Below are 20,901 nucleotides of genomic sequence, written 5' to 3' on the forward strand. Positions count from 1 at the left end.
ACTATCTTTGCTTTATCGTAATCTAAAAACAGTGGACGGTATGAGCAATAAGATATATCCTATCGGTATTCAGAACTTCGAGAGCCTTCGCCGCGACGGCTATTTCTATGTGGACAAAACGGCCTTGATTTATGAAATCATAAGAACCGGGCGTTATTATTTTCTCAGCCGTCCGCGTCGTTTCGGTAAGAGCCTGCTGATTTCCACTATCGAGGCCTATTTCCAAGGAAAGAAGGAGCTGTTCACCGGTCTGGCTATGGAGAAGCTCGAAAAGGACTGGACTGTGCATCCGGTACTGCACTTAGACCTGAATATCGAGAAATACGACACTCCCGGCAGCCTGGACAGTATCTTGGAAAAGAACCTTTCCGTATGGGAGAAACGTTACGGCACAGATGCTGCCGAGCGTACATTTTCCCTGCGTTTTGCCGGAGTCATCCAGCGCGCTTGCGAGCAGACGGGGCAGCGTGTCGTTATCCTGGTGGATGAATATGACAAGCCTATGCTGCAAGCTATCGGCAACGAGGCTCTGCAAAAGGAATTTCGTAGTACATTGAAACCCTTCTACGGTGTGTTGAAAACAATGGACGGCTGCATCAAGTTTGCCCTGTTGACGGGAGTCACCAAGTTCGGCAAGGTGAGCGTGTTCAGCGACCTCAATAACTTGGACGACATTTCCATGCGCGAGCCCTATGTAAGCCTTTGCGGGCTGACCGAGCAGGAAATTCACGATAACCTGGAAGAGGAGCTGTATGAGCTTGCCGCAGCGCAGCATCTCTCTTATGAGGCTACTTGCGCCAAGTTGAAGGAATATTACGACGGCTATCATTTTGTGGAGCATACCGAGGGCATTTACAATCCTTTCAGCCTGCTGCATACCTTTAAGTATCTGAAATTCGGCAGTTACTGGTTCGAGACGGGTACGCCTACCTATCTGATAGAACTATTGAAGCGCTATCACTATGATTTGGAACATATGGCGCATGCCGAAACATATGCCGATGTGCTAAACAGCATCTACGGCGACGAAGAACCGCTGCCGGTGATTTTCCAGAGCGGTTATCTTACGATTAAGGGGTACGACGAGGAATTCGGTATTTATCGCCTCGGTTTTCCTAACCGTGAGGTGGAAGAAGGATTTGTCAGGTTCCTTATACCTTATTATACGCGTTTCAATAAGATTGAAGCCCCATTTGAAATACAACGGTTTGTGCAAGAGATACGTGCCGGTGAGCCTGACGCCTTTTTCCGCCGCCTGCAAAGTTTCTTTGCCGATACTCCGTACGAGCTGGTGAAGGATTTGGAACTGCATTACCAGAACGTGCTTTTTATCGTTTTCAAGCTGGCGGGTTTCTATGTAAAGGCGGAGTATCATACTTCGCAGGGTAGGGTAGACCTTGTACTGCAAACCGATAAATATGTTTATGTAATGGAGTTCAAGTTAGAGGGTACTGCGGAAGAAGCTCTGCAACAAATCAATGATAAACAGTATGCCCTGCCTTTTGCAGCGGACAGCCGTAAGCTGTTCAAGATTGGGGTGAATTTTAGCAATGCTACACGTAATATCGAACGCTGGCTGGTAGAGTAATCTCGGTGCTCCCTACCTTATTTGCGTGCTTTATTCATATCGGTTTCCGGTAATCCGGTACGGGATTTCTCCCTTTTCTCGCATGAATGGAGTGAGTGGAAGCTAATTTCGGCTCTGCATATCCTATATCGTGCAGGTGGTATCGCGGCCGGTAACAGCCGTTTGAAAGAAACATTATAATTCATCGTCTTTTTTCCGTTAATCTTTTGTTATCTTTGTCCCTCTAAACAAAAGAACTTTATGGAACAATCTGATATTCTCCGCAACTTACGGATAGAACAGCTCACCCCGATGCAGGAGGCCGCACGGGATGCTTATCAGTCGGACAAAGACCTCGTTTTATTATCGCCCACAGGTTCGGGCAAGACCCTGGCATTCCTGTTGCCGCTGGTGCAGTCGCTCAGGGCGGATGTGCAGGGAGTACAGGCGGTGGTGCTCGTTCCCTCGCGCGAACTCGCCTTGCAGATAGAAACCGTGTTCAAGTCGATGAATGTACCTTTCAAGGCAATGAGCTGCTACGGCGGACGTCCGGCAATGGAAGAACACCGTACGATGAAAGGCATCCTTCCCACCGTTATCATCGGCACTCCCGGCCGTATGAACGACCATTTGCGGAAGCAGAACTTCGATGCCCGTTCCGTTGTTACGCTGGTGATAGACGAGTTCGATAAATGCCTCGAATTCGGTTTCCACGACGAAATGGCGGAGATTATCGGACAACTGCCTGCTCTGAGGAAACGCGTATTGCTTTCGGCAACAGATGCCGAGGAAATCCCGCAATTTGCAGGAGTGGGTGGCGGGGTGTCCGGCAATGCCGTATCATCACAGGTCGTAAAGCTGAATTTCCTGCCGGAAGAAACCGTTTCCGGACGCCTGGAATTGCAGAAAGTAATCTCTCCCGGCAAAGACAAACTGGAAACCTTGTTCCGCCTGCTTTGTACGCTGGGCGATAGTTCCACTTTAGTGTTCGTGAACTACCGTGAAAGTGTGGAGCGGATAGCCGCTTACCTGAAGTCCAAGAAGTTCCCTTGCGATGCTTTCCACGGCGGTATGGAGCAGGACGACCGCGAGCGGGCACTCTATAAATTCCGTAACGGCAGTTGCCCCGTCCTGGTATCTACCGACCTTGCCGCACGTGGGCTGGATATTCCCGGTATCGACAATGTGGTTCATTACCATATGCCCGTCAACGAAGAAGCCTTTACGCACCGTAACGGGCGTACGGCACGTTGGGAAGCGTGCGGTTCGTCTTTCCTCCTTCTCCATGCGGAAGAACGTCTTCCTGATTATCTCCCGGAGGAAATTCCCGTCCTCACCCTGCCGGAACAAACGCCGAAACCTGCCAAGCCCCGTTGGACTACCTTATATATAGGTAAGGGCAAGAAAGACAAGCTGAATAAAGTAGATATCGTAGGTTTCTTGTATAAGAAAGGCGGATTGGCACGCGAGGATGTGGGGCAGGTAGACGTGAAAGAGCATTATGCCTTCGTAGCGGTTCGCCGCAGCAAGGCGAAACAACTGCTTACGCTGCTGCGCGGAGAGAAAATCAAAGGCATGAAAACACTGATAGAAGAAGCCAGGTAATCCCATTCATGTTTTCAAGCATGTCCGGTGATGTTTTTAAGCATAAGAGATTTGCTTGATATTGATAATTATGCACTTTTATTTCGAGTTTGCTTGCCGGTAGGAAGTTATTCCGGCTTCTGTCTTTCAGTTTACCTTTTAATACTTCTTTTGGTAACTATACATAACAGAATGGTGCATATATCTTGTATATACCAATAAAAAGTAAGGTAAATGCACGATAAAGAAGGATTTTTATAAGGAAAGATTTGCAATACAGAAATAATTCCGTAATTTCGCCATGTCGAAAGACATGAATGAACGAAATTGTATAACCAAAACAAACTTCAAATGAAAAAGCATAATTTCAATGCAGGACCTTCCATTCTTCCGCGCGAGGTGATAGAGGATACAGCGAAGGCTATTTTAGATTTCAATGGCTCCGGTCTGTCTCTTATGGAGATTAGCCACCGTGCTAAGGACTTCCAGCCCGTAGTGGACGAAGCCGTAGCGCTGTTCAAAGAACTACTCAACATTCCCGAAGGTTATTCGGTACTGTTCCTGGGTGGCGGCGCAAGTCTGGAATTCTGCATGGTTCCTTTCAATTTCCTCGAAAAGAAAGCCGCTTACCTCAATACGGGCGTATGGGCAAAGAAGGCGATGAAAGAAGCCAAAGGTTTTGGCGAGGTTGTGGAAGTTGCCTCTTCTGCTGAAGCCACTTATACTTATATCCCGAAAGATTACACGGTACCGGCCGATGCGGATTATTTCCATATCACTACCAACAATACTATCTACGGTACGGAGCTGAAGAAAGACCTGGATGTGGATGTTCCTATGGTTGCCGATATGTCGTCCGATATTTTCTCCCGTCCTGTCGACGTGTCTAAATATATCTGTATTTATGGTGGTGCACAGAAAAACCTGGCTCCTGCGGGCGTTACTTTCGTTATCGTGAAAAACGATGCGGTAGGCAAGGTATCTCGTTACATCCCGACGATGCTGAACTATCAGACCCACATCGACGGCGGTTCGATGTTCAACACTCCGCCGGTAGTTCCTATTTATGCGGCATTGCAGACCCTGCGCTGGATTAAGGCACAAGGCGGTGTGAAGGAAATGGAACGCCGTGCTATCGAAAAGGCCGATATGCTGTATGCCGAGATAGACCGCAACAAGATGTTCGTGGGTACTGCTGCCAAGGAAGACCGTTCGCGCATGAACATCTGCTTCGTTATGGCTCCCGAATACAAAGACCTCGAAGCCGACTTCCTGAAGTTCGCTACCGAAAGAGGTATGGTGGGTATCAAGGGACACCGTTCCGTAGGCGGTTTCCGTGCATCTTGCTACAACGCTATGCCGAAAGAAAGCGTACAGGCTTTGATAGACTGCATGCAGGAATTTGAGAAACTTCATTAATAATATTGTTCACCACAGAGGGCACAGAGTCCCACAGAGACTGAATGACAAGGAAACTCTGTGAAACTCCGTACGGCTCTGTGGTGATTCTTTTTTTAATACCATTGAATCATGAAAGTATTAGTCGCAACAGACAAACCGTTTGCAAAGGTTGCAGTAGACGGTATCCGTAAAGAAATCGAAGCGGCAGGTTATGAACTTGCCCTGCTGGAAAAATATGGTGATAAGGCAAAGTTGCTGGAAGCCGTGAAAGATGCCAACGCCATTATTATCCGCAGCGACATCATCGATGCCGAGGTCTTGGATGCAGCCAAAGAACTGAAAATCGTGGTACGTGCCGGTGCAGGTTATGACAATGTAGACCTGGATGCCGCCACTGCCCACAACGTATGTGTGATGAACACTCCGGGACAGAACTCCAACGCCGTGGCCGAACTGGCTTTCGGCCTTATGGTAATGGCTGTCCGCAATATGTATAACGGCACTTCCGGTACGGAACTGATGGGCAAGAAGTTGGGTATCCACGCTTACGGTAACGTAGGACGTAACGTAGCCCGTATCGCCAAAGGTTTCGGCATGGATATTTACGCCTTCGACGCTTTCTGTCCGAAAGAGGTTATCGAGAAAGACGGTGTAAAGGCAGTCGCTTCTGCCGACGAACTTTACTCTACCTGCGACGTTGTTTCCCTGCACATTCCTGCAACGGCCGAAACCAAGAACTCTATCGACTATGCCCTGGTGAACAGGATGCCGAAAGGCGGTTTGCTGGTGAATACCGCCCGTAAGGAGGTTATCAACGAAGCCGAGCTGATTCAGCTTATGGAAGAACGTCCCGACCTGAAATACATGACCGACATCATGCCCGCAGCCAACGAGACATTTGCCGCCAAATTCGCCGGTCGCTATTTCTCCACACCGAAGAAAATGGGTGCACAGACTGCCGAAGCCAATATCAATGCCGGTATTGCCGCTGCCAAACAGATTGTAGGTTTCCTGAAAGACGGTTGCGAGAAGTTCCGGGTAAATAAATAATAGGTTTAGGCACGGATTATACGGATTTCACGGAATGGTCTATTCCGCGTAACCTGCGTAGCCCGTGCCTGAATAGTTCATTAAATAATCTAATAACCATGGCTATAATTAAACCTTTTAAAGGCGTTCGCCCCCCCCAGGATTTGGTGGAGCAGGTTGCATCCCGTCCTTACGACGTACTGAACTCCGACGAAGCCCGTGAGGAGGCAGCAGGAAACGAAAAATCCCTGTATCATATCATTAAGCCCGAAATAGATTTTCCTGTCGGTACGGACGAGCATGATGAACGTGTTTACCGGAAAGCTGCCGAGAACTTCCAAATGTTCCAGGATAAAGGCTGGCTGGTGCAGGATGAAAAGGAAAACTACTACGTATATGCTCAGACCATGAACGGCAAGACGCAGTATGGTTTGGTAGTGGGAGCCTATGTACCCGATTATATGAATGGGGTTATCAAAAAACACGAGCTTACCCGCCGCGATAAGGAAGAAGACCGCATGAAGCATGTCCGTGTGAATGATGCCAATATCGAGCCGGTATTCTTCGCCTATCCCGATAATGCTACGCTCGATGCAGTCATTGCCCGCTATACGGTTCAGAAACCGGTCTATGATTTTATTGCTCCGGGCGACGGATTCGGTCATACCTTCTGGATTATCGACCGGCAGGAAGACATCGATGCCATAACCAGGGAGTTTGCCAAGATGCCTGCACTCTACATTGCAGACGGACATCACCGCAGTGCAGCCGCTGCTCTGGTCGGTGCGGAGAAGGCGAAACAAAATCCCAACCACCGCGGCGACGAGGAGTACAACTATTTCATGGCAGTTTGTTTCCCCGCTAACCAGTTGACTATCATCGACTACAACCGGGTGGTGAAAGACCTCAACGGTATGACACCCGGACAGTTTCTGACCGCTGTAAGCAAGAATTTTGCAGTAGAGGAGAAAGGTACGGAGATATACAAGCCGGCAGGCCTGCACAATTTCTCCCTTTACCTGGACGGCAAGTGGTACAGCCTTACGGCAAAACCGGGTACTTATAATGACGACGACCCTATCGGCGTGCTGGATGTAACCATTTCCTCCAACCTGATACTGGATGAAATACTCGGTATCAAGGATTTGCGCTCCGACAAGCGTATCGACTTCGTGGGTGGTATCCGTGGTTTGGGCGAGTTGAAGAAGCGGGTGGACAGCGGCGAGATGAAGGTAGCCCTGGCACTTTATCCCGTGTCTATGAAACAGTTAATGGACATTGCCGATACGGGCAACATCATGCCCCCAAAAACTACCTGGTTCGAGCCGAAGTTGCGTTCCGGGCTGGTAATTCACAAACTAAGCTAATCAGATATAATTCCTGAAAGACAATAGGAGAACGGAGCATTGCGTATGGCGCGGTGCTCCGTTATTTTTGTCGTCGTATCCTTTCCCGTTATGCGGAAAATACCGACCTTTGCCGGAAAAACGGATTACTTCTATGAAAGTATTGATACTCAATGGCAGTCCCCGCCGGCACGGAAACATATCGAAGATGCTGGAGGCGATGAAGCAGGAAATAGAATGCTGTAATGCCGAGGCGGTCTATGTCAGGGTTGCGGAACTGAAAGTGCGCCCTTGTACCGGTTGTATGAAGTGCCGCAGCTCGTTACGCTGCTGCCTGCCGGAAGACGATGCACAGCGGATACTGCAAAACATCAGGGATGCCGATGCACTGATAATAGGCGCTCCGTGTTATTGGGGGAACATGCCCGGCGAGTTGAAAGTACTGTTCGACCGCATGGTGTACGGCATGATGGGAGAGAATGCGTGGGGAATGCCCCTTGCACTCCACAAAGGTAAAAAAGCAGTCATAGTAAGTACCTGCACTACTCCGTACCCTTTTAATATCCTCTATAACCAGACGCGTGGAGTGGTGAAAGCACTCCGGGAAATATTGAAATGGAGTGGTTTCAAGGTAGTAAAGACGATAGAAAGGGGAGGAACCGGGAAACACCCGGAACTGACTGCTGCGGAGATACTGCGTTGCAAGAAGGCGGTACGTAAATCCCTGCTCGGCTGAGAACCGGTGAAAGCCGTACCACCGCTTCCGGAGTGGTACGGAAAGACGGAAACTGCAAACTCCCGAATGTTCAGCTTTACCGGAGTTCGATGAAAAGTACCGTCCGTTGTGCATATGAACGGTATTTTCTTTTTATCTTTGCAGATAGGGTAAAAAAGATACATTAATCATATTATATGCCGGATATGGATTATATAGAAACGGAACGGCTGATATTGCGGCATTTTACCAGGGAAGATGTAAGTGCCTTGTTCGCTATCCTTAGCGATGAAGAAGTCAATACATTCCTGCCTATGTTCCCGTTGAAAGACATGGAGGAGGCAGAAAAATATCTTTTGTATATCGAAGATTATATCCGTCAAAAGGGAATTTACTATGCGATTTGCCTGAAGGAAGATAATGTGCCGGTCGGTTGTATCCATGTGTGTGCAGACGACAGCCATGATTTGGGTTACTGCATCAGGAAAGAATTCTGGCATAAAGGGATTTGTACCGAGGCGTGCCGGGCGGTAACCGGTATGCTGAAACAGACTGGTATTCCGTATATTACAGCTACGCATGATGTGAATAATCCGAGGAGTGGGAAGGTGATGCAGGCGATAGGCATGAAATACCGGTACTCTTATGAGGAGATGTGGCAACCTAAAAATATACCGGTTACTTTCCGTATGTACCAGCTTAATTTCGACGGAGAAGACGACCGGGTTTACCGGAAATATTGGAACAAATATCCGGTACATTTTATAGAGCGGCAATCTTCCGTTATGGAATAACTATCCCCTGAACCGTAAGACGGATATCGGAAACTTTCATATAATCAATCCGTTCCGAACCCGAAATAGTAATAGAATGATATGGGCAAAAAAGAAGAATACAAACAGAAAAACGAACGGTTCCTGCAAGACCTGCGTGTAGAAGAAGGCATAAAGGAGTTGGGAGGCGGCGTGCTTTACCGCGTGCTGGAAAGCGGGGAGGGTAGCGCCGTTCCTCGCCTGAATAGTGTCGTGTCGGTACATTACAAAGGAACGCTCATCAACGGCAGGGAGTTCGACAATTCCTGGAAACGCAACTGTCCGGAGGCTTTCCGGCTGAACGAGGTAATCAGCGGCTGGCAGATAGCTTTGCAACGGATGCACGTGGGCGACCGCTGGATTATCTATATACCCTATACGGTGGGCTACGGTGCACGCGCCAGTGGTCTTATTCCGGCTTTCTCCACACTGATATTCGAAGTGAAGCTGCTGGGTATTGCCTGAGAAGTGAAGCGTGAACAAACTTTCTTCTTCATACGTTATCTTCCTGTAACTTAAACATTATAATGAGTATGAATCAGGAAAAGAAGAAAGAAGAGTGCGGTGCCCCGCATGCGGCGCCCTCCCCGGAACAAGTCCTGGAAAAAGGGAACGAGGCGGAGACAGTGCCCGGGCAGCAAATCGGGCTATACGGAAAAGCGGATAAGAAAGATGTCCGCCGAATGGTAAAGATACTGAATCCCGACAAGGACAGTATGGAAAGCAGGGGATAATCCTCTGCTTTTATTTTATTCCCTAACCGGGTAGGTTACACCGCCATGTTTCGTATCTTTGTGCCGGAAATACGAAACGGCATACGAAAACATCGAAATACGGTAGCGAATGTTACGGAATGGAAACCTCACCCAGGGCGGCATAACGGGTACACTGCTGCGCTTTACCTTGCCCATGATGGCAGGTTCGCTGCTGCAACAGTGCTACAACATAGCCGATACGCTTATTGTAGGGCGGTGTATCGGTGCGGACGCACTGGCAGCAGTAGGTTCGGCATATACGCTTATGGTTTTCCTGATTTCCGTTCTTTTGGGGTTGTCTATCGGCAGCGGTACGGTATTCTCACTGCACTACGGTGCGGGAAACAGGCATGCTTTGCGACGCAGCATTTTCGTTTCGTTCGTACTGATAGGAGCGGTTACGTTCCTGCTCAATGCGGCGGCTTTCGTATGGCTGGACCCTATTCTCCGGCTGCTGCAAGTACCGCAGGACATTTACGGAATGATGCGCAGTTATCTGTGGATAATCTTTTGCGGTATCGTCTTTACATTTATCTATAATTTCTATGCAGCCTTGTTGCGGGCGGTGGGAGATTCTGTCACCCCTCTTTGGTTTCTGGCTGTTTCCGTCGTATTGAATATCGTTCTCGACCTGTTTTTTATCCTGCAACTGGACTGGGGTATCGAAGGAGCTGCTGCGGCTACCGTCATAGCCCAGGGAGCTGCCGCTGCGGGAATCGTGTTCTATACCTGCAAGAAGCGTCCGGAGTTACGGCTGCACCGTGAGGATATGCACTTTGACCGTTGCAGCCTGAAGGAGATAGTCTCTTTCTCCACGCTGACCTGCGTACAGCAATCGGTAATGAATTTCGGTATTCTGATGATACAAGGGCTGGTCAACAGCTTCGGTACGGCTGTTATGGCAGCTTTTGCCGCTGCGGTAAAGATAGACTCCTTTGCATATATGCCCGTGCAGGAGTTCGGGAATGCCTTCTCCACCTTCATCGCACAGAATTTCGGGGCGAAGCGTTACGAACGCATCCGCCGGGGCGTCCGCAGCGCATTTTTTACTGCGGTTGTCTTTTCGCTGGCAGTCTCCGTACTCGTGTTTGTCTTTGCAGAGCCGCTGATGCTGATTTTTGTCCGTCCGGACGAAACGGAAATCCTTGCTACCGGGGTGGAATACCTGCGCATCGAAGGGGCGTTCTATTGCGGCATCGGCATTCTGTTCTTGCTGTACGGCTATTATCGTGCCGTCCGCAAGCCAGGCATGTCGGTTGTGCTCACGGTGATTTCGCTGGGTACTCGCGTCGTGCTTTCCTATGTGCTTGCCGCCATTCCTTCCGTTGGAGTAACAGGCATCTGGTGGTCTATCCCTATCGGGTGGTTGCTTGCCGATGCGATAGGGATGCTCTACTACAAGTATTGCGCTTTACGGACAACCTGATTTCATGCAAGCAACCTGTTTCCTTGCGGGTAACCTGATTTCCTGCGGGCAACCTGCTTTCCTGAGGACAACCTGATTTCATGCGAACAACCTGTTTCCCGCGAACAACCTGTTTCCCGCGGGTAACCTGATTTTCTACAAGCAACCGATTCCTTCCGGGCAACCGTTTTCATTCCCGTTTTTATTGTTACACCACCGGCATTTACCGGATAATCCTGCATAGCTGTTCCACGGTGCGGCGGATATTCATCCGGGCGAACTCCGGCTGCATGGCTTCTTCCAGGGCAACGGGACCTGGAACAATGGAGAATATCCCATGAAAGCCGGCACGGGCAAGCAGCTCCGTATCTTCTATACTTCCCGCTATCAGGATAACGGGAATACCCTGTTTTCGGGCTTCTGCCAATATGCCGTACGGCACTTTTCCCATAACGGTCTGCCTGTCCGATTTCCCTTCCCCGGTGATAATCAGGTCTGCATCTTTTATCCGCTCAGCAAAATGCTGTGTTTCCAGCAAGAGTTGCACGCCCGGTTTCAGTCCGGCATCGAGGAATGCCGATAGGCTGCCGCCCATACCTCCGGCTGCTCCTGCTCCGGGGCAGGAGGATACGTCTTTCCCGGTGCTCCGGCAGATAACCGCTGCCAGATGCCGCATGGCTGCGTCCAGTGCCTCTGTCATAGCGGTATCCGCTCCTTTCTGCGGGGCGAATACGCGGGCTGCCCCGTCTGTTCCGCAGAAAGGGTTGCGTACATCGCAGGCGGCGACAAAGGTACACTCGCCGAGCAGGGGATGAACGGCAGCGGTATCTACGGTATCGACCTCACCCATAATCCGTCCTCCGTAGCCTAATGTATTCCCCGCTTTATCGAGAAAACGGAAACCCAAAGCCTGCAACATCCCCAGTCCGGCATCGTTCGTGGCGCTTCCGCCCAAGCCGATGATGAAGTCGCGGCATCCCCGCGTCAGGGCGTCCCGTATCAGTTCGCCTGTACCGAAAGTGGTTGTCAGCATCGGGTTACGTTTCTCCGGGGCAACGAGCGGCAGCCCGCTGATAGCTGCCATTTCGATGAAAGCCGTCCGTCCGTCGCCGGAGATGCCGTAACAGGCTTCGCGAAGTTCCATTAACGGGCCATGAGCCTGTACACGGATACTCTTTCCGTGCGTGGCGGCAATCAGGACATCCAGCATGCCTTCGCCGCCGTCGGCCACGGGGATACGGACAACTTCGCATTCCGGCAGTGCGGCATGTATTCCTTCGGCGGCAGCAGCTTCGGCTTCCGCAGATGTGAGGCAGCCTTTGAAGGAATCTATGGCAAGAACCGCTTTTCTTATCGGGGGATAATCTCTTTTCATAGGAGGATACTCTTTTCCGTAGGAAGATAACTTCTTTCTTTGTGCAAAGATAAAGTTTTTTGATAGCCGCCGAAAGGCGGATAGCAAAAAGTGTAGTATATTTGCGGCATGAGCGAAGATACGTATAAAACCATTGCCGCCCCCTCCGAAGGGGTATATACCGAGAAGCGCAGCAAGTTTATCGCCATTGCCCTGCCGGTACGTACGGTCGAAGAAGTAAAGGCGCATCTGGAAACTTATCAGAAGAAATACTACGATGCCCGCCACGTGTGCTATGCCTATATGCTGGGGCACGAGCGCAAGGATTTTCGTGCCAATGATAACGGAGAACCGTCGGGCACGGCAGGAAAACCCATTCTGGGACAAATAAATTCGAACGGGCTGACAGACATTCTCATCGTCGTAGTCCGTTATTTCGGCGGCATCAAGCTGGGTACGAGCGGGCTGATTGTAGCCTATAAAGCCGCTGCCGCCGAAGCTATCGCTGCCGCTTCCGTTATCGAAAAGACCGTGGACGAAACGGTGACCGTGCTTTTTGAATATCCTTTTATGAACGATGTAATGCGCATCGTGAAGGAGGAAGAACCGGAGATGCTGGAACAGTCCTACGACATGGACTGCCGCATGACGCTCCGTATCCGCAAGTCGGTGATGCCCCGGCTGAGGGCGCGCCTGGAGAAAGTGGAGACTTTGCGTTTCGAGGAAGGGTAAAGCCTCCGGCTTTTCAGATTACCCGTTTAATCCTTTTCGCCGAGGAATCGTTGTAATATACTTTGCGATGCGTGCCGTCGCAGAAAGGTTGCTTGTAGGAACGTCCGCAGCGACAGAGGGCGAACCTGCCTTTCTTCATTTCCGCCTTGCCTTCCCTGTCTACCAGTTTGAAATTGCCTTCTACGATAAAAGGCCCGTTGGGTGTAGCCGTAACGGTTACTGTATCTTCATATTTTTCCATGTCCGTTTTTTTATGTTTCACATACCGGATAGAACGCTTCTGCATGGAAATAGTTTGTTAATTCCCCGTCTTTTGTACGGATTTGCGTATCTTTGTACACTTATTTAATAAAAATCGAGTTGATATGGCATTTGAAGCGACTAAGCGCGAGCTGGGCGAGCTCTATACATTTTTCCGCCTGTTGGCGGACGGACACGTTTTCCTGGGTACTCCGCAGGCACAGAGGGATGATACGAAGTGTTGGCCGGTTGCGCTGATACAGAGAGAAGAGCACGACGGTACGCGCCGTTATTATATCGAAAAAGAGGAGGTGCGCATCATTGGCGGCACGGTGGGAAAGGACGGTACATTCATCGCTTCGGCAGAGAAAGAGGCACTCTCTTTTCCCCGCACGGACTTCGGCGATGCGGCGGAAATCATACTTCACCTGCTGAAAAACGGCTCTGGCGAAGAAGTGGAAGTGTCCGGAGGGCTGGAAGCCTTTCTGGATGCCGTGAACATCTACGACTTGGAAGCCAAGACCGACGACCGTACGGACTTCTCCGTAGCATTCTGGAGTGCGGATGCCCCGTTGACGGGGTTCAGTGTCCGCTGCCGTCTCAGCCGGATGAACCCTTTGCTGGACGGAGGACGCACGGCGAACCTGAAGCTGGAACAAAGCGGTGTGAAATTCGCCGTACCTACCGTGAACAAGGTGAATGCCCTGCCCGAGTCGCCTACGGAAGTTGCCGAGCGCATGATGATGATTGAGCGCCTGGGCGGTGTGCTGAAGTATGCCGATGTTGCCGACCGCGTGTTCCGTTGTAACCTGCTGATGATAGACCTGCACTTCCCCCGTATGCTGGCGGAAATGGTGCGTATCATGCACCTGGACGGCATTACCCGCGTCGCCGAGCTAACGGAACGCATCAAAGAGCTGAATCCCTTGAAGATAAAGGACGAGCTGATAAACAAACACGGCTTTTATGAGTTTAAGATGAAGCAGTTCCTGCTGGCGCTTGCGCTGGGCATGCGTCCGGCAAAGATTTACAACGGTACGGACTCCGCCGTGGAAGGGTTGCTGCTGACGAATAGAGACGGCGGGGTGCTCTGCTACCACAAGTCCCTGCGGCAGACGTTTGCCGACTATCTCTACCTGAACAGCCGCTTTGAGAAAGGCCCGGTAGACAAAGACAAGTACGGCTTCCTGGAACGGGAGAACGGCGTATATTACTTTAAATTGAACGTAAAGATAGGGCTGCTGAAACGCTGACCGCTTTCAGAACCTGGCATGACAGAACGGCGGGCTGAGGCATTCGGTACGCCCGATAGGATTATTCTTACATAAAAACATATATAGTACAATGTTGAACGAAGTATTGGAAAACATTAAGTCGCGCCGCAGCGTGCGCGCTTATACCGGGCGGCAGGTTTCCGCCGAGGATTTGAATCTTATACTGGAAGCGGCAGCTTATGCCCCCAGCGGTATGAATTTCCAGACATGGCATTTTACCGCTATTCAGGATGCCGCCGTGCTGACCGAGCTGAATGAAAAGATAAAGGGCGCTTTTGCCAAGAGCGATGACGTTCATTTGCAGGAACGCGGACATAGCCAGACCTACTGCTGTTATTATCATGCTCCTACCTTGATAATCGTTTCCAACGAACCTACCCGCTGGTGGGCATCTATGGACTGTGCATGCGCCTTGCAGAATATCTTCCTTGCCGCCAAGTCTTTAGGCATCGGCTCCTGCTGGATTAATCAGTTGGGGCAGACTTGCGACGACCCCGATGTGCGCGCCTTCCTCACCGAGCTCGGTATTCCCGAAAACCACCGTGTGTACGGCTGTGCCGCTTTGGGCTATGCTCCTGCGGATACTCCCGTGAAAGATAAGAAACTGGCGGAAGGTACGGTAACCATAATCCGCTGACGGTACAGGCATAGGCGGAGAGCGTGCCTATATCATCGCCAGGATGTACCACACGGCAACGAGGTGGCAAGCAGACCCCGCCAGCACGAAGAAGTGGAAAGCCGAGTGCATATAACGTACCTTGCGTATGGAGTACAGCCCCGCTCCGCCGATGTAACATACCCCCTCGGCGATAATCCAGTAACACGAGGCGGGAGCAACGGCAAAGAGCTGCTCGAAAACCGCCAGTACGGATAAGCCCATAAGGATATAGCATACGGTTTCCATATAGCTGTGCTCTTTCATCTTGCGGAAACTGACAACAGTACCCGCAGCAGCGCATAGCCAGACGAAGCAGAACAGCCCCCAGCCCCAAAGCCCCTCATTCCGTAAGGCAATCAGTGTAATGGGGGAGAAGCTTCCGGCGATATGCCAGTAGATAGCCGCGTGGTCCCAATGGCGCAACCGCCGTTTCCACGGATTATGATGTTTCAGGGAGTGGTAAAGGGTGGAGGAAAGATAAGAACCGCCCATGCCGAACAGGTAAAGCCACATACCGAGTATAGCCCACGGGTCATGTGCCCGGTAGCATTTCATCAGGAAGAATCCCCCGATAATAACTGTCATCGAGATACCTATGCCGTGGGATATGCTGTTGACGGTTTCTTCGCCTTTGCTGTAAAAGAGCCCGTTCCTTTTTCTTTTGCGCGTTGTACTCATAAACTTATTTGCGGTATAAAAGAAGAGAGGGCGGCAAGTGTATCTTGCCACCCTCTCCCGATATTCTATTCAAAGCATCCGTAGCACGTAGGCAACAGCTTGCGGTCGCCCAGCGTATTATCCACCCGCGCCACGTTCACCCAGAACTTGTTGTCGCGGACGCTTTCTATCGGATACGCCGCTTTCTGCCGGGTGTAACTGTGTTCCCAGGCATCGGCCACTACTTCGTATTCGGGATGCGGGGCGTTTGCCAGCACGTTGTCCGCTTTGTCCGCCTCTCCGTTTTTCACTTCCTGTATTTCCTGCCAGATAGCGAGCATTACACGTACGAAGTTATCCAGCTCGGCAAGGCTTTCGCTCTCCGTAGGCTCTATCATCAGCGTGCCGTGCACGGGGAAGGAGAGGGTAGGCGCATGATAGCCGTAGTCCATGAGGCGTTTGGCGATGTCGTTCTCGCTGATGCCCGTTTCCTCGTGTACCTTGCGGCATTCCAATATCATTTCGTGCCCTACGAAACCGGTTGCTCCGCGGTAAACGATACCGTAGGTATCCTTAAGGCAGGCAGCCAGGTAATTGGCATTCAGGATAGCAATCTTGGTGGCGCGTGCCAACCCTTCCGCCCCCATCATACGGATGTAGCCGTAGGTGATAGGCAGGATGCCCGCACTGCCGAAGGGAGCCCCCGCTACCTGATTGGCAGCATTGCCGAACAGCCCGTGCCCGGGTAGGAACGGAACCAGATGCCCGGCTACGCAGATAGGTCCTACGCCCGGTCCGCCACCGCCGTGGGGAGAAGCGAAAGTCTTGTGCAGGTTCAAGTGGCAGACGTCCGCACCGATAAAGCCCGGATTGGTGAGCCCTACCTGTGCATTCATATTGGCGCCGTCCATATAGACCTGTGCGCCGCACGCATGGATAATCCGGCAGATTTCCACGATTTCCGTTTCAAAGATACCGTGGGTAGAGGGGTAGGTAATCATCAAGGCGGCAAGGTCGTCCTTGTTTTCCTCGGCTTTGGCACGCAGGTCGTCCATATCGACGTTGCCCTGCCCGTCGCAGGCACAGGTAACGGTGGTGAAACCGGCCTGTACTGCCGAAGCCGGATTGGTTCCGTGCGCCGAGGCGGGTATCAGCACCTTGTTGCGGTGTCCTTGCCCGATGCTTTCCAGGTAGGCGCGGATTACACGCAGCCCCGCATACTCTCCGGCAGCGCCGGAATTGGGTTGCAGGCTTACTCCGGCAAATCCGGTTATCGTTTTCAGCTCCTCGCTGAGATTACGTATCAGCTCGCGATAGCCCTCCGCCTGCTCCTCGGGAACGAGCGGGTGCATACCCGTAAATTCCGGCCGGCTGAGGGGCAGCATTTCGGCGGCAGCGTTCAGCTTCATGGTACATGAGCCGAGAGAAATCATGGAGTGCGCCAGCGAGATGTCCTTGCGGTCTAACCGCTTGATGTAGCGCATCATCTCCGTTTCCGTATGGTATTTGTTGAATACCTCGTGTACCAGGTAGGCGCTTTGGCGGCGGAACGATTCCTGAATAGTGCAGCTTTCGGGGATGTCGGCGGCTTTGGTATAGTCTTTTCCGGCGGCAATTCCGAAAATGGAGAGCAGTACATTTACTGCGGCCGTATCCGTTGTCTCGTCGATACTCATGCCTACATCGCCGTTCTTGAAGTAGCGCAGGTTCACTTCCTTGCTCAAAGCTACGGTACGGACTTGCTGTGCCGATACGTTGTCGGGCAGTGCGAAGCGGAGCGTGTCGAAATATTGCGCATTCACCTGCCTGTAACCCAGCCGGGTGATGCTCCTTTCCAGGTATGCGGCGATGCTGTGGATGCGCTCTGCAATGGTACGGATACCTTCCGGCCCGTGATATACGGCGTAGAACCCTGCCATTGTAGCCAGCAACGCCTGTGCGGTACAAATGTTGGAAGTGGCCTTTTCGCGCTTGATATGTTGCTCGCGGGTTTGCAATGCCATGCGGTAGCACGGTTTTCCGTACTTGTCCTTAGACCAGCCGATGATGCGTCCCGGCATATTGCGCTTGTACTCGTCGCGGGTGGCAAAGTAAGCTGCCGACGGGCCGCCGTAGAACATCGGCGTACCCAGCCGCTGGGTAGTTCCGAATACGATGTCCGCTCCCCATTCTCCCGGAGGGGTAAGCAGGGCGAGGCTCAGGATGTCGGCGGCAACGGCCACTTTGCAGCCTGCGGCATGTGCTTTCTCCACAAAGGCGCGGTAGTCGTTTACATTACCGTCGGCATCCGGATACTGCAATACGCAGGCAAAGGTGTCCGGAGCCGGCTCCATTTCGCTGTATCTGCCCGTCCGTATTTCGATACCCTGCGGAATGGCGCGGGTGGTGATGACCGCCAGTGTCTGCGGAAACACGTTTTCGTCTACGAACACTACGTTGGCTCCCGCCTTCTGCATATCGCGCGGGCGTAGTGCATACATCATCGTTACCGCTTCGGCAGCGGCGGTTGCCTCATCCAGCAGGGAACAGTTGGCAAGGGGCATGCCAGTGAGGTCGCACACGGCAGTCTGGAAATTCATCAGGGCTTCCAGGCGTCCTTGCGACACTTCGGTCTGATAAGGGGTGTAGGATGTGTACCAAACGGGGTTCTCGAATACGTTGCGCTGTATTACGGCAGGCGTAATGGTGTTGTACCAACCCATGCCGATATACGTTGTGTACAGTTTGTTTTTGGCTGCCAGTTCCGCTATATGCCGGCCGAACTCGTATTCGGTCATGGCTTCGGGCAGAGCCAGCGGTTTGTCCAGGCGGATATTTGCCGGAATGGTCTTGTCGATAAGCTCGTCCAGGCTTTCCACTCCGATTTTGCGGAGCATCTGCTCCTCGTCCTTCTCGCTGATACCGATGTGCCGGTTAGCCAACAGGTCGTTTTTCATATATGTATATTATTTAAAGTTATTGTATGAAGAATAGGATAAGGGATAGAAAGCATTACCTGAAAAACGGGTTCTCCGCCTTCTCGATGCCGATAGTCGTGGGTGCTCCGTGCCCCGGATAGACAATCGTTTCATTGGGAAGTATGAACAGGCGGCTGCATATATGGTCTATCAGTTCGTCGAAGTTGCCGCCGGCAAGGTCGGCGCGGCCTATACTGCCCTGGAACAGCACATCGCCGGAGAACATGCAGTGGTCGGCGGCGCAATAGTACACCAGGCTGCCCGGTGAATGTCCCGGCACATGGATAGCCTCCAGACGGGTGTTCCCGAAGGTAATGATGTCTCCGTCGTGCAGGTAAGTGCCCAGCGGTACGGGCGGCTCCTGCAACTGGAAGCCGAACATGCGGCTCTGCTTGGGCGCTTCGTCTATCCAGAATTCATCCGCTTGGTTGGCTTCCGCCTTCAACCCGAATTCTTTCAGCATGAAAGGGTTACCGAAGATGTGGTCTAAGTGCAGGTGCGTATTCAGCAGATGCTTCACGTCCACCCCGTTGTTTACGATAAAGTTTTTTAATGCCTGCTTCTCTTCTTCGTAGAAACAGCCGGGGTCGATAACGGCGGCCTCGTTGGTTTCGTCCCACAGCACGTAACAGTTCTCCGGGAACATATTGAATTCGAATCTCTTTATCTTCATAATAATACTATATCTATATCTTCATAATACTATATCTTCATAATCTGCGTAATACTGTATCTGCCATACCAATTCTCTTTTTGCGCTTTGCTCCGGGCATACGCGTAGGAAGAAACCTAAACCTCTACTCCAGCATTATAAACCTCTACTTTGGGCGGCTAAAGGTCAACTTTACGGCCTCCGATGTCCGGTTCCTTTCAGATTGTTACGTACACCGCTTTCTTTGTCTCGAAGAACTCTTCCTCGAAGAACTCTTTCAGTTCCCATATCATGACTTTGTTTTTAACGGGCATCGTCTCCTTGTCCAGTTCGCCGCCTTTCAAGCAGATGAGGCCGTTGGGCAGGGCGTTCTGCTGCTTGGTGGAGATATTCTTGCGGATGATTTTCAGCAAATCGGCAAGGGGCATTACGGCACGGCTTACTACGAAGTCGAACGTCTGTTTTTCTTCTTCGGCACGCGCGTGGCGGGTCGTTACGTTTTTCAGGCCGATGCTGGCGGCTATTTCGGTGGCTACCCGTACTTTCTTGCCGATGCTGTCTATCAGGTGAAACTGCACTTCGGGGAAAAGTATGGCCAGCGGGATGCCCGGAAAACCGCCTCCCGTGCCTAAATCCATGATTTTCGTACCCGGTTTGAAACGGATTACCTCGGCTATGCCCAGGGAGTGGAGCACATGGTGCTCGTACAGATTTTCGATGTCTTTACGCGAAATGACGTTTATCTTGGAATTCCAGTCCGTGTAGAGGTCGTAGAGTGCGGCGAATTGCCTTTTCTGTTCCTCTGACAGTTCCGGAAAGTATTTCAGGATGAGTTCCATTATTAATTTTGAGTATTGATTATGAATTATAAATGGAGACTGAAAGGAGGCGGGTTATGAGTTGCGCACCTCGTTCAGTACCATTGTGTCGTCGTTCAGCAGATGCTGCATCATCTCGTACGGCAGCGTAATCTCTATCGCACCCATTACATAAGGAGCGATGTCGTACACGTTGTAATGGAATGTGATGCCTTCCTTGCCCAGGTAGAAATTCTCGGTCGGCGTCAGGTCGCCGGTGGTTACGTAACCCATATCTTCCAGCTCCTGGCGGGTGGCTACCTTGTTGTCCGCCATTAGCTGGTTCCACAGCAGGTCGGTAAGCTGTTCCTTGTAGTCGCTTACGAACAGGTCGTCCAGGCGGATAGGAGCCAGTGTGCGCAGGTCGAAGTTGAGGAAAGAGGACATGTAGATGCCGTGCGCGCCGCCGGTATATTCGTTGTAGTCTATACGGTAAACGAGCAGGTGGCCTGTGTACAGTTGCACACGGCTTTCCACTCCTTTATAATAGGAATACCAGGCTCCCAGGTCACCGGCGTTTTCCTTGTCCTGCTCATCTTTGCTGTACATCGGTTCCAGGTCTTTGCGATAGTCGTCCACATACTTTTCCGTGTACTTCCGCACGGCTTCCTCGGGTGTCATATCCATGTATTTCTCGCCGAAACAGGCGGAGAGGAAGTAAGTGTTCAGACTGTCCTTCATCTTCGCGTCGGATGACTGGGAGGCATATGCAAAGCTTACGATGAGGTTGCATGCCGGTTTGGCGGTATCGCCGAAAAGGTGCGCAGTTTCGTTTACCTGTATGCTGTCGAACTCCAACGCACCTGCATTTTTGTTCATGGTGTTACCGCAAGAAAAGAAAAAGCCGCTTGCCGCAAGCAGAAGGACAAGTAGGCTGACAGTTTGCTTTTTCATATTCGAATTTCG

The 20,901-nt window shown here is 51.3% G+C and carries 20 protein-coding genes; 13 read left to right on the forward strand and 7 right to left on the reverse strand.

Translation table 11 applies throughout. The features are described 5' to 3' along the window. Positions 1-40: 40 nt before the first annotated feature. The 10 genes from C233_RS0112675 to C233_RS0112720 all read left to right on the forward strand — a co-directional run bounded on the left by C233_RS0112675 (position 41) and on the right by C233_RS0112720 (position 10,635). The gene (locus C233_RS0112675) at positions 41-1,588 is read left to right on the forward strand and encodes an ATP-binding protein (protein WP_025068980.1); all 1,548 of its coding nucleotides are present in this window, start codon (positions 41-43) and stop codon (positions 1,586-1,588) included. Between the two features lie 240 nt (positions 1,589-1,828). Beyond that, positions 1,829-3,172 carry a DEAD/DEAH box helicase gene (locus C233_RS0112680; RefSeq protein ID WP_025068979.1) on the forward strand — a complete coding sequence of 448 codons (1,344 nt, stop codon included), beginning with the start codon at positions 1,829-1,831 and terminating at the stop codon, positions 3,170-3,172. A 330-nt stretch (positions 3,173-3,502) separates the two neighbouring features. Then, entirely contained in the window at positions 3,503-4,570 is a 1,068-nt protein-coding gene (gene serC / locus C233_RS0112685) for a 3-phosphoserine/phosphohydroxythreonine transaminase (RefSeq protein ID WP_018667943.1), read from the forward strand. Between the two features lie 111 nt (positions 4,571-4,681). Next, complete coding sequence (locus tag C233_RS0112690; RefSeq protein WP_018667944.1) at positions 4,682-5,602, forward strand: NAD(P)-dependent oxidoreductase; 921 nt, start codon at positions 4,682-4,684, stop codon at positions 5,600-5,602. A 98-nt stretch (positions 5,603-5,700) separates the two neighbouring features. Next, a complete protein-coding gene (locus tag C233_RS0112695) occupies positions 5,701-6,948 on the forward strand; it encodes a DUF1015 domain-containing protein (RefSeq protein WP_018667945.1) in 1,248 nt (415 codons plus the stop codon). Positions 6,949-7,081: 133 nt separating this feature from the next. Beyond that, positions 7,082-7,663 carry a flavodoxin family protein gene (locus tag C233_RS0112700; RefSeq protein ID WP_018667946.1) on the forward strand — a complete coding sequence of 194 codons (582 nt, stop codon included), beginning with the start codon at positions 7,082-7,084 and terminating at the stop codon, positions 7,661-7,663. A gap of 185 nt (positions 7,664-7,848) precedes the next feature. Further along, the gene (locus C233_RS0112705) at positions 7,849-8,436 is read left to right on the forward strand and encodes a GNAT family N-acetyltransferase (RefSeq protein WP_025068978.1); all 588 of its coding nucleotides are present in this window, start codon (positions 7,849-7,851) and stop codon (positions 8,434-8,436) included. An 81-nt stretch (positions 8,437-8,517) separates the two neighbouring features. Further along, positions 8,518-8,919: a BamJ family beta-barrel-assembly machinery protein gene (bamJ, locus tag C233_RS0112710; protein ID WP_018667948.1), complete on the forward strand. Its 402-nt coding sequence runs from the start codon at positions 8,518-8,520 to the stop codon at positions 8,917-8,919. A 68-nt stretch (positions 8,920-8,987) separates the two neighbouring features. Next, positions 8,988-9,188 carry a hypothetical protein gene (locus C233_RS0112715; RefSeq protein ID WP_025068977.1) on the forward strand — a complete coding sequence of 67 codons (201 nt, stop codon included), beginning with the start codon at positions 8,988-8,990 and terminating at the stop codon, positions 9,186-9,188. A 109-nt stretch (positions 9,189-9,297) separates the two neighbouring features. Then, a complete protein-coding gene (locus C233_RS0112720; RefSeq protein WP_018667950.1) occupies positions 9,298-10,635 on the forward strand; it encodes an MATE family efflux transporter in 1,338 nt (445 codons plus the stop codon). 202 nt (positions 10,636-10,837) lie between these two features. Here C233_RS0112720 and C233_RS0112725 read toward each other — a convergent pair whose 3' ends face one another. After that, positions 10,838-11,968, reverse strand: a complete 1,131-nt coding sequence (locus tag C233_RS0112725) for a glycerate kinase family protein (protein WP_025068976.1) — start codon at positions 11,966-11,968, stop codon at positions 10,838-10,840. Between the two features lie 129 nt (positions 11,969-12,097). Between C233_RS0112725 and C233_RS0112730 the strand changes: the two genes are divergently transcribed. Next, positions 12,098-12,700, forward strand: coding sequence for an IMPACT family protein (locus tag C233_RS0112730; RefSeq protein WP_018667952.1), 603 nt, complete (start codon positions 12,098-12,100; stop codon positions 12,698-12,700). 13 nt (positions 12,701-12,713) lie between these two features. On the opposite strand, the gene C233_RS0112735 is transcribed toward C233_RS0112730, so the two are convergent. Next, a complete protein-coding gene (locus C233_RS0112735; RefSeq protein ID WP_025068975.1) occupies positions 12,714-12,941 on the reverse strand; it encodes a CDGSH iron-sulfur domain-containing protein in 228 nt (75 codons plus the stop codon). Between the two features lie 124 nt (positions 12,942-13,065). On the opposite strand from C233_RS0112735, the gene C233_RS0112740 reads away from it, so the two are divergent. Beyond that, positions 13,066-14,193: an HpaII family restriction endonuclease gene (locus C233_RS0112740; protein WP_018667954.1), complete on the forward strand. Its 1,128-nt coding sequence runs from the start codon at positions 13,066-13,068 to the stop codon at positions 14,191-14,193. Positions 14,194-14,284: 91 nt separating this feature from the next. Continuing rightward, positions 14,285-14,851 carry a nitroreductase family protein gene (locus C233_RS0112745; protein WP_018667955.1) on the forward strand — a complete coding sequence of 189 codons (567 nt, stop codon included), beginning with the start codon at positions 14,285-14,287 and terminating at the stop codon, positions 14,849-14,851. A gap of 27 nt (positions 14,852-14,878) precedes the next feature. On the opposite strand, the gene trhA is transcribed toward C233_RS0112745, so the two are convergent. From trhA to C233_RS0112770, 5 genes are all read right to left on the reverse strand, one after another. After that, complete coding sequence (trhA, locus tag C233_RS0112750) at positions 14,879-15,550, reverse strand: PAQR family membrane homeostasis protein TrhA (RefSeq protein WP_018667956.1); 672 nt, start codon at positions 15,548-15,550, stop codon at positions 14,879-14,881. Between the two features lie 65 nt (positions 15,551-15,615). Continuing rightward, positions 15,616-18,465, reverse strand: a complete 2,850-nt coding sequence (gcvP, locus tag C233_RS0112755) for an aminomethyl-transferring glycine dehydrogenase (protein ID WP_018667957.1) — start codon at positions 18,463-18,465, stop codon at positions 15,616-15,618. A gap of 55 nt (positions 18,466-18,520) precedes the next feature. Continuing rightward, complete coding sequence (locus C233_RS0112760) at positions 18,521-19,159, reverse strand: MBL fold metallo-hydrolase (protein ID WP_018667958.1); 639 nt, start codon at positions 19,157-19,159, stop codon at positions 18,521-18,523. A 197-nt stretch (positions 19,160-19,356) separates the two neighbouring features. Continuing rightward, a complete protein-coding gene (gene rsmG, locus C233_RS0112765; RefSeq protein WP_018667959.1) occupies positions 19,357-19,977 on the reverse strand; it encodes a 16S rRNA (guanine(527)-N(7))-methyltransferase RsmG in 621 nt (206 codons plus the stop codon). 54 nt (positions 19,978-20,031) lie between these two features. Then, positions 20,032-20,889 carry a DUF3298 and DUF4163 domain-containing protein gene (locus C233_RS0112770; RefSeq protein ID WP_018667960.1) on the reverse strand — a complete coding sequence of 286 codons (858 nt, stop codon included), beginning with the start codon at positions 20,887-20,889 and terminating at the stop codon, positions 20,032-20,034. Positions 20,890-20,901: the final 12 nt, after the last annotated feature.

It is taken from the genome of Bacteroides gallinarum DSM 18171 = JCM 13658 (genome assembly GCF_000374365.1).
GTDB classification, from domain to species: domain Bacteria; phylum Bacteroidota; class Bacteroidia; order Bacteroidales; family Bacteroidaceae; genus Bacteroides; species Bacteroides gallinarum.